The sequence below is a fragment of the Janthinobacterium sp. NKUCC06_STL genome, from assembly GCF_019345455.1.
GTDB lineage: Bacteria > Pseudomonadota > Gammaproteobacteria > Burkholderiales > Burkholderiaceae_D > Janthinobacterium > Janthinobacterium rivuli.
In genome coordinates, this window is record NZ_JAHKQY010000014.1 from 112,039 (window position 1) to 122,635 (window position 10,597).

Below are 10,597 nucleotides of genomic sequence, written 5' to 3' on the forward strand. Positions count from 1 at the left end.
CCGACCTACGCTCCATGTGCATGCGCGTAGGTCGGATTAGCCCGCCAGGGCGTAATCCGACAACATTGTTGGCCAAGGTCTCAAACACAGCATCAACAAAAAACAAAGGGCGCCGCGGCGCCCTTTTTCATCAATACTGAAAACAGCTTACTCAGCCACGTCGAGCCCCCGCTCGATCATGCCTTCGACATACGCGCGCAGGTATTGTTCCAGTGCGGGGCCGGACAGCACATTGGCCGTCAGCGCGCCGTGCGGCGAGCCCTTCAGCACGCCGTCGTGGTAGACGCGCGCAATCCAGGCCACGTCCGCGCCTTGGGTGTAATCAAGTTCATAGTCGAACGATTCTCCGCTGACTTTGCGTGTGTAGACTTCCTTGACAATTGCCATCTAAAACAGCCTTTCTTGACGAAGTTAACTGGGATGCGGGTGCGGCACGGGATCGTCCTGCGGCACCGGGTGCACGGGCCCCGGATGGTGCCCGGGCGCTTCTTGCGGCTCCGGCGCCGGCATGGGTTCATCGACGGGCGCCGGGTCGGGCGCGCGGTGGGCATGGATGACTGACATGGCTGGCCTCCCTGCAGACAAAAGAAGACCATACCACGAGATGCCCGCCGCCTGCCATGTAAATGTCAACATGCAACCTTTAGCGTTTGACAAGCATCGCCGCCCGTCCCCATCTGGCTTACAATCGCTGTTTTACCCGTACCCGATTGCATACATGGAAACCACCACCCTCGCCCTGCTGTTACTGGTCCCGCTGCTGGTCTGGCGCATTTATTCGCGCCTGAAGAAACTGGTGGCGCGCCAGAAGTCGCAGCTGTGGCGGCACTGGAGCGTGGCGATCGCGTTTCCCGTACTGCTGTTGTTCCTGGCGACGACGACGAAATTCGACATCCTGCCCCTGTCCAGCCTGGGCGCGGCGGCACTGGCCGGCGGCTGGCTGGGCGTGCTGGGCCTGAAGCTGACGCGCTTCGAGCACGTCGGCAAGGACTTTTTCTTTACCCAGCACCGCTACCTGGGCCTGGCCATCACGATGCTGTTCATCGCCCGATTGCTGTACCGCGGCATGGAGATTTACCTGAACTCGCGCCAGGACGTGCCCGTGCCGCCGCCACCGTTCGGCCAGAGCCCGCTGACCATGGCCGCCTACGGCCTCGTCATCGGCTACTACGCCGTGTATGCCTGGGGCCTGGTGGGGGGGGGGCGGCGCCCCCCCCCCCCCCCCCCCCCCAACAAGCCCTTGCAAGCGGCCGAATAAGCCGGATCAGTAGTACTGGCACAGGCCAGTACACGTCGTCACCGACAGCGCCTGGCGTATCGTCGCCAGCGCAGGCGCCAGGGTGGGATCGAGATCCTTGTCCGCCTCGGCCAGGCTGGTCAGCATGCGCTCGCGCAAGGGCGGCGCCATCAGATTGGCATTCGCCGTGGCGTGCTGCGCCGCCGCTGCCAGCATGACCTTCTTCTGCGCCACGTTCCAGAACGGCACCTGCACGAACTGCACCACGTTCGCAAACATGGTGCTCGATCCCTTGCTGAAGGCGCGGGCGCGCATGCGCTCGGCACCGCTCACGTCCTGCGCCGGCTGCGTGCTGAACTCGGCTTCCATCAAACCGATCAAGTGCGCATGGCAATGCACGCCGAAGGCAAACAGGGCGGCCATTTCATCGCCATAATTGGCCAGGTTCTGCGTCACCTGCTCCCGGCGCGCCTGCTGCAGCTCCGCGCCGGACAGCAGCAGCGGCCGTTGCAAGCCAAACGTGTAATACGCCTTGCCCAGGTTGGTCGCCCGCTCGCACAGGGCCACGCTCTGGTTCATGTCTTGCAGCGCCGCGACGGGCGTCTGGAACAGGCGCGGGCCATCGGCGACCTGGGCAAACAAAGCCGCCACGGCAGGGTCGCCCAGGCGCGGCAAGCTACCTTGTGGCGTCGCCTTGGCCATCATCGCTTCCAGGCGCGTGGCAGCTTGCTGAAAATCGGTATAGCTGTCGGCCCAGGCGGCGGGCGCCACGAGGGCGGAGGAAAGGCAGAATAAACGGCCGAGGCGGCGCAGCGGCATTGAAATGGACAGGGACATGGATCAGGAAAACACTATTGGATAACTGGCAATTATAGGCAATCTGTATCCATAGTGCATTTAATTGCGTTTTACATCACATTTATCTAGGCGATGATGATGACGCGCGGCCAGCGCGCCGCATAGTCCTTGCTGGCCAGACGCTGAGCATAACCGTCCAGGCTGATGCGCGCTGGGTTGCGCCGCACCACCATGTCGAACAGGTCATCGAGGCCATGCGGCGCGACGATGCCGATCTCGCCATCAGGCTGCAAATGGATGCCGACCGCCGTGGCAAACTCGGGCCAGGAAGCGATGGCGTCGTCGAGCGACAGCAGGGGCGGCACGGCATAGCCGAACTCGCCTTCGAACCACAGGTGCACCCTGGCCTGGTTGCACACCTCCCATGGCACGCCGGGCAGCAAGGTGGTCAGGCGCTGGCGCAGCTGTGTTTCGCTTTCCGGATGCACATCGTGCGCATCGAAATACGCCACGTCGATATCGCTCAACGCCGATGGTTGCGCGTAGCCGTGCAAGGCGTCCCACACGAGGTTGCGCACGGCGCCGGCACCGATGCAGCAGTGGGGCAAGCCCAGCTGCGCCACGGCATGCAGCGCTTGCATGCACCAGGGCGTGCTCCTGGCGATGGCGCGCAAACGCGCTGCCAGTGCCGGCTGCGTACTCACGCGTGGGTCCAGGATCGCTTCCAGGCACGCGCCGGCTGGCTGGAAGCGACTGGAAACAGTCTACGCAGTGGGTGCTGAAGAGCAGCAGTTTCCAAGGCGCGGTCTTTCTATTTCTTCAGCAAGTAGTTCGGACGCAGCGCAGGCGCCTCGCCCGTATTCCCGCTGCCATTCTCGACATTGCCGAAATACACGTCCAGATCCTGCTGCGGACGGAAGTTGCGCAGTTTCACCTGCAAGGTGGTGGAGTTGATCTTGGTAAACGTGCCGGGGAAGCACAGGCTGATCAGCTCATCCGGCTTGCCCTTGACCAGGTTCAGGGTAAAGTCCTCGATGCCGTTCTTCCAGGTGTTGCCCGTCTTCAGGATGTACGAGACCCACTTGGCATTGACGAAACCACTCTCGCCCTGTTGCGCCGCCAGGCGGTTCCACGTCTTGTAGAAAGCCTTGTCGCCGCAATACTTTTGTTCAAATTCCTTGCCGTCGCCCAGGTAAGAGGCACCGGGGCCGGCGGCCACGAACGGTGCGTATTGATGGCGCACGCGCACCGTTTTACCGGCCGGGAATGTCTGCCGCCACTGGTAGACCACCGTCACGGACCACGCCGGCACCCATTCTTCGTCCTCGGACAGCTTGGCCAGCAAGCCGTCGGCGATCATGGCTTTTTGCTGCGCGGCGCTCAAGGGCGCCACCTTTTTTTCGAACGGGCTGAACGACGGGAAATAAGCGACCTGGGCATCCGACAGGCCCAGTTGCGCCAAGCGCGCCGTCACGTCACGGCCGTCGAGTTTGGCGACCAGCACGGTCTGGTAATCCTTGCGCTTGCCATCGACCTCGATCGAGAACTGCTGCGGCTGACCGTAATACGTGGGCGACTGGTGGTAGCCAGCCTCGTAGGCGGGCAGCGGAAAGATGATGGTCTCTTCCACATCGCTTTTCGATTCGTTCAGAAACTCGTACTCGACCTTGATCAATTCCGCGCTGACGGTCAGCACTTCCTTTTTCATGGCCACGGCGTCGGTCTTGCCGACGATAATGCCGCCGGCACTGACCGAGCCGATGCCGTCATTGGCCATGGCTGGCGCCGAGTACGCCAGCGCCAGCGCGGCCGGCAGCAGCAAGCGGCGCATCACGCCACCTTGCCCGGCACGGGCTCGACGCGGCGCTGCAGCACGAAAATCGGTTGCGCCCATTGGGTATCCTTTTTCTTCTTGCTGGTGATCAAAGTGAGCTCCGACGGATCGTAGACATCCGTGTTGTGCGTCAACGGCGTCGTCATCAGGTATTGCGCTTCCGTATTTTTCAGGAACTCGCCGACCAATTGAATATTGCGGATATCGAGGTGGGCAAACGGTTCGTCGATGAAGACGAAGCCGCCGGAACCGTCTTCCGATTTCAGCAAGCCGATCAAGAGCACCAGCGACTTCATCACCTGCTGGCCGCCCGACGCTTCGCCATCGTTCATGCCGATCACGCCCTTGCCGTCGAACTTGAAGCGCACGTGCAAGCCCGCCTGCGACAGCTGCACGTCGTCATTTTCCAGGCGCACGGGGTCGGCATGCACTTCGATGCCGGCCAGTTCGCCCAGCTCTTTGATGTTCTTGCTGTAGGTCTTGATGGTGTAGCGCAAGCGCTCCATGTAGGCGCCGCGGGCATTGCCCGTCGCTTCGATGGCGCGGTTGTTCTGGTAGCGGCGCTCGTCCGTTTCCGACTGGCGGCCATGCAGCTGGTCCGACAGGCGGTGATGCTGGTCGATGACGGTGGCGTCGAGTTCCCAGTCGTCGCGCGCCAGGCTGTTTTGCAGGCTGGCCACGCGCAGATCGACCTGGTGCGCGTTCTGGTGCTCGGCCACGAGCGCCGCGCGGCGGGCGGGACGGCGCCAGCTTTTCGGCAGGTGGCGCCACGCATGGCGCAGGGCCAGCAAGGCGCGCGCATGCTCGGCGCGCTGTTCAATCTGCTTCTTGTAGCCAAGGCGCGATCCCGCTTCCGCTTCCGACAAGGCCAGACGCGCGTTTTGCCACACCGTATCGGCACGCGTGCGCGCCACCGTGGCGTTCTTGGTCAGGTTTTGCAGCTCGCCCAGACGGCCGCCCACTTCCAGGCGCTCTTCCTTGAGCGGCTTGGAATTGCGCAGCGCTTCGGCGAATTCTTCCTGGCGTGCGCTCAGTTCCTTGGCCGCGTCGACGCCGGCGATGCGCGCTTTCAAGGCGCCCACTTCGGCCGCCAGCTTCGAGATCGCCAAGGTGAGCGTGTCTTCCTGGCCTTCCAGACCCGGCAGGGAGCGCAGCAGCGCTTCCAGGCGGCCGCTGCGGCCAGCCTGGCCGAAGCGGTAGCGCGACGCTTCCACGAACAGCGAACGGCCGCCGCGGCGTTCGCGGTGATAGGCCTCGGGCGTGATCCACTCTTCGTGGTTGCCCAGCTTGAAACCGGCTTCAACGGAATCGACTCTAGCAATGCGCGACAGTTGCTCGATCAGCCAGCTCGGCACAGGCGCGGAAAATTTCACCACGGCCAGCAGGCTCTCGTCTTTGGCGACGGGCGCCGTCACCAGCTCGGGCACGATGAAGTGGCGGTAGCGCTCCTTCTCGGCCAAACGGTAAGCGGCAGCCGCATCCTTGGCCTTGTCGAGCAAGACGACCGAGGCGTATCCGCCCAGCACGCCTTCGACGGCGCCCTGCCAGCGGCTGTCCGTCACTTCGACGATATCGGACAGCATCGCGTGGGGAATGCCCGCGTCGCGCAGCGCACGGCGCATGCCGCGCACATTATCCGGCTCCGGCATGGCCGTCTTGCCTTGCAATGCTGCAATCGTTGCCTGCTCGCCCGCGATGCGGGCCGACAAGGCGTCGCGCTGCTGGCGCTGGCGCAGCAGTTCCGCTTCCTTCTGTTCCAGCTGGGCCGCCACTTCGGCGATATCGCTGCCCGAGTCCGCCGCCAGCTTGTGCAGGCGGTCTTTCTGTTCCAGCAGGCTGTCCAGCGGTTTCAGCTTGGCATTGATCAAGGACAAACGGCTCTGCAGACCAATGGATTCCTGCTCCAGCAAGGTCTCATTCATCTGCGCGTCGGACAGGGCCTTCGCCTGCGCGGCCAGCGCATTGCGCTTGTCCGTCAGTTGCTGATCCGCCTGCGCCATCGGTTTGCGCGCATCGCGCAATTGGCGGCTGGCGATGGCCGCCTTTTCGCGCGCCTCGTGGTACTGCAGGCTGGGCAGCACTTCTTCCAGCAGGTTGCGACGTTCCTTATGCAGGCCTTCCCACTGGTGGTAATTGGCCACACGCAGGCGCAAGCCTTCCAGGTTGGTTTTCGACGCTTCCAGCTCTGTTTCGAAGCGCTTCAGCTCCACTTCCGTGTCGCGCTGGTGGCGCTTGGCTTCATCGTAGGCGTCCAGCACTTCCTTGTCGCCAAACACCTGGAACACCAGGTCGAGCAGCTGGCGCGGCGCGTATTCGCACAGCTTGTCCGTCTCGCCCTGCTCCAGCGCCAGCACTTTCGACATGGCCGGCGACAAGCCCGCATTGGCCAGGCGCTTGCGGTAGTTTTCCACACCGAGCCAGTCGTTGGCATCCGTGATGTCCTCGATCTGTACATTGCCCGGACGCATCAGATACTGGCGCTTCCAGTCGCCGCCATTCTTCTGTATCTGGCAAAACAGGGTCACTTCATCGTCGCTGAAGAAGCCGGAACTGCGGAACGGGCGGTTCGACAGCTGCTTGCCCACGTTCTTGTTGTCGACCACGGCGCGCAGCCAGGCCGTCTGCTGGCCCGAATGGCGCGCATAGTGTTTATAGGTGCGGCCCATCGAGCAGTCGAGGCCAAACAAGGTGCGCAAGGCGTCGAGCAAGGTGGTCTTGCCGGAGCCGTTCTGCCCCGCGATGGTGATGATCTTCGCGTCGAGCGGGATGTTCTTGATGCGCTGCCAGTAATCCCAGTGCACCAGTTCAAGTGATTTGATATGAAACATGGGCGCTTTCAGTGAGGGAGGTCGGACGCAGGCTCGTCGCCCGCATCTGGCAAGTCGCCGATGTCGGCGGACAAATCAGCCGATAAGTCAGCATCGAGGTCGACGGCCACCAGACGTGCCGGCGCCCGCTTGAACACGTCGGCCAGGGCGCCGTTGATGATGCGTTCCTTGAGCACGTCGGTATCCATCATCAGGTCGAGCAGCGGACCTTCGAGGATGAAATCGCCACGACGCTCGATGAAGCCCAGCTTGGCCAGGGTACCCAGGTTCATGTCCATGCGCGTCTTCTTGCCCAGCTTGTCGCCGAAGTCCGACAGCAGTGCCTTGTAGGAAATGCCGATCGACGCGTCTTCCGCGCGCGGCAACGGTTTTTCCGTGCCGAACATATCGTTCTGGTCGTCGTCCGCGTGCTGGTGCGTTTCCTGGCGTTCACGCTTGGGCAGAATGATCTGCGCCCACAGCACCACCAGCAAGGCCACGCCATCGCGCGCCAGGCCGAAGTTATTGTTTTGCCACACATCGCGCGCGCCGAAAATCTTCGGTTCGATGGTGCGCGTCAGTGCCAGGGTGACATGGTCGGCGTACACGTTGTCGAGCAGCTTCAAGCCGCAGGCCAGCAATCGCGCATCGATTTCGGCGCGGAACAGCTCGTCGGACAGCACGCGCTTGACGAGCTTGTCGTCGCGGCGCAGGGTTTGATGCGTGAGCAGGCGCGCAATCAGGATTTGGGAATCGTCATTCATCGGCGGTGCCGCTATCTAAATCAAGTGAAACATTCAGTGAAAGCGAGGCGATCGACATGGCCGCCACGTGGGGGTCGGTCAGCTGGACCATCTCGTCGGTCGGTGTAAAGGTAATCGGCAAACGGGCCAGTTCGGCCGTCGAGCCTTGCAAGCTCGCTTCGGACACGTCGCCCAAGAGCGGCAGCATCGAGGCGCGGTACGAGGCCACGGCAAAGCTGGCCGGCAGCAAGGAATCCTGCACGGGCACGGATTTCGGTCCCTCTTCGCCGATGCTGGGGAAATTGCCCAGGCTGGCGAAGTTCGACAGGCGGTCCAACAGGTCATCGAGTTCAAGCTGCATGGCGGGTCCGTCGCTGATGGTGGTGGGCGCATCCTCGCCGCTAGGCAGGCCCGTGTTGATGACGCCTGCCGCCCGTTCGGACAGCAGTTCCGTTTCGGCCACATCGATCATTTCGGCCGGCGTGGAGAACAGCGGTACGACGGGCTGGTCGATGGCGCCGTCGGCCAGGCTGGCCAGGTCGTCGTGCAGCAAGAGCCAGCGCTTGATGTCGGTAGTCGACAGGCCCGACTGGCCCAGGTGCACGCGCTGGCGCTCGATCTGGTTCAGGGCGCGCGAAAACATGCCTTGCATGTTCAGCAATTTACTTTGCGCGCGGCCGATCGCCTGCGCCGCCTTGTGCGTGGCGCTGTCCGCGTTTTCATCGGACGTGATCGCCACGAGAATCTCGGAACCCTTCTCGACCCAGTCGCAGGCCATGTTCCACTTCGCTTGCGCCGTGCGCAGCCGGAATTCGGAACCGGAAGCGATGGCGTCGGAGAATTCTTCCGTCAGGTCCACCAGGCGCCCCAGCAAATGCTGAAGTTGCTCGACCGACACGCCGCCGACGGCTTGCGCGCCCGCCACCTGCGACAGCAGGAAACCCATTTCCGCTTCGTCTTCCGTCTGGCCCAGGCCCAGCAAGCTGTCGATGGCGGACAGCACATTGCGCGCCATCGGCGTCACGCGGTACACGCCCTGCTGCGCATCCCAGGCCAGCAACTGGTTCGAGCGCAGGCGCAGCAAGACCGTTTCCAGGCTTTCGGGCAACAGATACGCCAGTTTCGTATTGATATCGGCGCGCGTATAGGCGGACGTGGCCGCATCGGACGCCAGCTCGCGCAACACCAGCAGACGCACCAGCACGCCATCGAAACCACCGTGGAACAGGGCCGTAAACACTTGCAGCAGAGGCTGCGCCCGCTTCAAGTGAAATACCTGCTCGATCTCGTCGGCCGAAATATTGGGCTGAAAATGCGCCTGCAAGGAATCGTGATGCTCTTGCTCTGTCTGATTTGCATCCGTAGCCACGGCTGTACTTGCCATTATATCAATCATTCTTTTCCGGATGAGTGTTCAGCGGGCGGCGCTGCGGGCTAACGCGGCGCTGCGGGGCGGGGGCGTCAGTATATCAGTTCTGACATGCAATTTAGCGCATGGGAGGGGAGCCAGCGGGCAGTCAGGTAGCCGAGTGTTGTATTGACGAAAACCCCAACGGCGAAGGGCTGGGGTCGGACCCTGAGGGTCCGACCCCGGTTTCTGCATCAGGGTTGAAAATTTGACGCAAAAATTGATAGCGAGCACTTACTTCTTGACGATCTTTTGCAAGGTTTGCTCGACGTAATCGCCGTCTTCATCGGCGAACGTCACCTTCACGGGATACCATTCCAGCGACGGCGCCAGCCACAGGTCCACTTGCTGGCCCTTCTTGTCCGGCGGCGGCGCCTTGATCAGGTGCACGGCTTCCACCAGACCCTGGCCGGTGGCGACGGTCTCCTGCTTGACGACCTTGAAGGTCCACGGTTCGGCGTCGTGACGGCCGGCAACGAAGAAGCTCCATTCCGAACCGGGCGTGAATTTCTCGGGGGTGGCGCGCGCCACGCTGACCAGTTGCCAGACGGTGCTGTTGCGGTCCTGCTCGCCGCCTTTCAGCGGATAGGTTTCATCGCCTTCACTGAAGACGATGGTCTTGCTGTCGCGCTTGAAGGTGGTCGTGGCCGCTTCCTTGCGGAAGCGCTTTTCCACGAACTGCGCCGGCGCCAGGCCGTAATCGTCGACCGTGCCTTCGCTGCGCTGTTCCAGTATTTTGCCGAACAGGGCCGCCTTGGTTTCGGCCAGCAGCGAGTACTTGCCATCGCCGGCGCGCCAGTTGCTGACGGATTCGCCGGACAGCGCAATGCCGCGCTGTTTCGCCTTGATCGAATACACGAGGTCAGCCGACGGCGCCAGCTTGTAAGGGCGCTTGATGACGGGGTGATCGACGGGCTCGTCCGCCGCCATGGCGGGGGACAGGGTGGCGGCCAGCAGGCTGGCGGCCAGCAATTGTTTTAAAGTTTTCAAAGTAGTCATTTATTTTCCTGTAGCGTCATTGACGCGAATTTGGGTCACGGTTTGCGTGGTCAGCGCCCCGTTCGCTTCGGTATTGCGTATTTGTACCGGATACCATTGCATGGACGGCGCCAGCCAGATATCGAGCTGCGACGAATACGTGCCAGGCTTCGGCGGCCGGCGCAAATGCCACGTCACCAGCCGGCCCATCCTGGTTTCCAGTTCTTCCTCGCCCACCAGGTGGAAGCGGAACACGGTCGCTTCCTTTTCCTCGCCGACGAGTATGTCGATATTGCCCACCAGCTGGTTGACGTCGGCACGGCCGATGGCGGCCAGCTGGAACGGCACGGTGGCCTTGTCTTGCGCCCCTTCCTGCCATGGCGCCGTGGCCGTCGTGGCCGAAAACGTGATGGCCTTGGCGTCGCGGTTGAAATGCGTGGCCGTTTGCGCGCGGCCCTTGCGTTTTTCCGTGGCCGTGACGGGCACGATGCCGCTGCCATCGATCACGCCTTCGCTGGTCAGCACCAGCAGGTTGATGCGCGTGATCAGCATGCTCAAACCCACTTCCAGCTTCAGCTGATACGTGTCACCCCGATTGTCCCACGCCATCGCGGCCACGCCCTGCCATTTGGTGCCGTCCGCATCGCGCCGGTCCACATGCAGGTCGAACTGGGCCGAGGCGGGCGCATTCGTCTTGTAGCGGCGTGCCTGCTCGACGGGCGGTGGCGGCGGCGCGCTGGCCGGCACGGGTGCGGCGGCCACGGCGGGCGCCGGCGCCGTGATGGCCGGGGC

At 62.8% G+C, this 10,597-nt stretch carries 11 protein-coding genes; 1 reads left to right on the plus strand and 10 read right to left on the minus strand.

The features are described 5' to 3' along the window. Positions 1 to 147: 147 nt before the first annotated feature. Both KO539_RS28275 and KO539_RS28280 read right to left on the minus strand, forming a co-directional pair. Positions 148 to 387, minus strand: a complete 240-nt coding sequence (locus KO539_RS28275; RefSeq protein ID WP_034753464.1) for a hypothetical protein — start codon at positions 385 to 387, stop codon at positions 148 to 150. A gap of 24 nt (positions 388 to 411) precedes the next feature. Continuing rightward, positions 412 to 564 carry a hypothetical protein gene (locus KO539_RS28280; protein ID WP_168208500.1) on the minus strand — a complete coding sequence of 51 codons (153 nt, stop codon included), beginning with the start codon at positions 562 to 564 and terminating at the stop codon, positions 412 to 414. A 154-nt stretch (positions 565 to 718) separates the two neighbouring features. Here KO539_RS28280 and KO539_RS28285 point away from each other — a divergent pair, with 154 nt between their 5' ends. Continuing rightward, complete coding sequence (locus tag KO539_RS28285) at positions 719 to 1,258, plus strand: hypothetical protein (RefSeq protein ID WP_257626525.1); 540 nt, start codon at positions 719 to 721, stop codon at positions 1,256 to 1,258. Positions 1,259 to 1,264: 6 nt separating this feature from the next. Here the strand turns inward: KO539_RS28285 and KO539_RS28290 are convergent, their stop codons facing one another. The 8 genes from KO539_RS28290 to KO539_RS28325 all read right to left on the minus strand — a co-directional run. Further along, the gene (locus KO539_RS28290) at positions 1,265 to 2,074 is read right to left on the minus strand and encodes a hypothetical protein (RefSeq protein WP_219313507.1); all 810 of its coding nucleotides are present in this window, start codon (positions 2,072 to 2,074) and stop codon (positions 1,265 to 1,267) included. Positions 2,075 to 2,160: 86 nt separating this feature from the next. Next, positions 2,161 to 2,739 (minus strand): nucleotidyltransferase family protein, encoded by a 579-nt coding sequence (locus KO539_RS28295; RefSeq protein WP_374106499.1) that lies wholly within the window; start codon positions 2,737 to 2,739, stop codon positions 2,161 to 2,163. A 107-nt stretch (positions 2,740 to 2,846) separates the two neighbouring features. Next, a complete protein-coding gene (locus KO539_RS28300) occupies positions 2,847 to 3,866 on the minus strand; it encodes a DUF4424 family protein (RefSeq protein ID WP_219313509.1) in 1,020 nt (339 codons plus the stop codon). After that, positions 3,866 to 6,697 carry an ATP-binding protein gene (locus KO539_RS28305; protein WP_219313511.1) on the minus strand — a complete coding sequence of 944 codons (2,832 nt, stop codon included), beginning with the start codon at positions 6,695 to 6,697 and terminating at the stop codon, positions 3,866 to 3,868. The genes KO539_RS28300 and KO539_RS28305 overlap by 1 nt, the downstream gene beginning before the upstream one ends. A gap of 8 nt (positions 6,698 to 6,705) precedes the next feature. Continuing rightward, the gene (locus KO539_RS28310) at positions 6,706 to 7,440 is read right to left on the minus strand and encodes a hypothetical protein (RefSeq protein WP_034753458.1); all 735 of its coding nucleotides are present in this window, start codon (positions 7,438 to 7,440) and stop codon (positions 6,706 to 6,708) included. Next, positions 7,433 to 8,803, minus strand: a complete 1,371-nt coding sequence (locus tag KO539_RS28315; protein ID WP_219313513.1) for a hypothetical protein — start codon at positions 8,801 to 8,803, stop codon at positions 7,433 to 7,435. The genes KO539_RS28310 and KO539_RS28315 overlap by 8 nt, the downstream gene beginning before the upstream one ends. Before the next feature lie 258 nt (positions 8,804 to 9,061). Further along, positions 9,062 to 9,826 carry a DUF3108 domain-containing protein gene (locus KO539_RS28320; RefSeq protein WP_099401363.1) on the minus strand — a complete coding sequence of 255 codons (765 nt, stop codon included), beginning with the start codon at positions 9,824 to 9,826 and terminating at the stop codon, positions 9,062 to 9,064. Then, on the minus strand, positions 9,827 to 10,597 hold a 771-nt coding region (locus KO539_RS28325; protein WP_219313515.1), incomplete at its 5' end, for a DUF3108 domain-containing protein.

Excerpts from the sequence above, each read along its gene's own strand:
- KO539_RS28280 (WP_168208500.1), bottom strand. The coding sequence starts at position 564 with ATGTCAGTCATCCATGCCCACCGCGCGCCCGACCCGGCGCCCGTCGAT.
- KO539_RS28305 (WP_219313511.1), bottom strand. The coding sequence starts at position 6,697 with ATGTTTCATATCAAATCACTTGAACTGGTGCACTGGGATTACTGGCAG.
- KO539_RS28310 (WP_034753458.1), bottom strand. The coding sequence starts at position 7,440 with ATGAATGACGATTCCCAAATCCTGATTGCGCGCCTGCTCACGCATCAA.
- KO539_RS28300 (WP_219313509.1), bottom strand. The coding sequence starts at position 3,866 with ATGCGCCGCTTGCTGCTGCCGGCCGCGCTGGCGCTGGCGTACTCGGCG.
- KO539_RS28290 (WP_219313507.1), bottom strand. The coding sequence starts at position 2,074 with ATGTCCCTGTCCATTTCAATGCCGCTGCGCCGCCTCGGCCGTTTATTC.
- KO539_RS28285 (WP_257626525.1), top strand. The coding sequence starts at position 719 with ATGGAAACCACCACCCTCGCCCTGCTGTTACTGGTCCCGCTGCTGGTC.
- KO539_RS28275 (WP_034753464.1), bottom strand. The coding sequence starts at position 387 with ATGGCAATTGTCAAGGAAGTCTACACACGCAAAGTCAGCGGAGAATCG.
- KO539_RS28315 (WP_219313513.1), bottom strand. The coding sequence starts at position 8,803 with ATGGCAAGTACAGCCGTGGCTACGGATGCAAATCAGACAGAGCAAGAG.
- KO539_RS28320 (WP_099401363.1), bottom strand. The coding sequence starts at position 9,826 with ATGACTACTTTGAAAACTTTAAAACAATTGCTGGCCGCCAGCCTGCTG.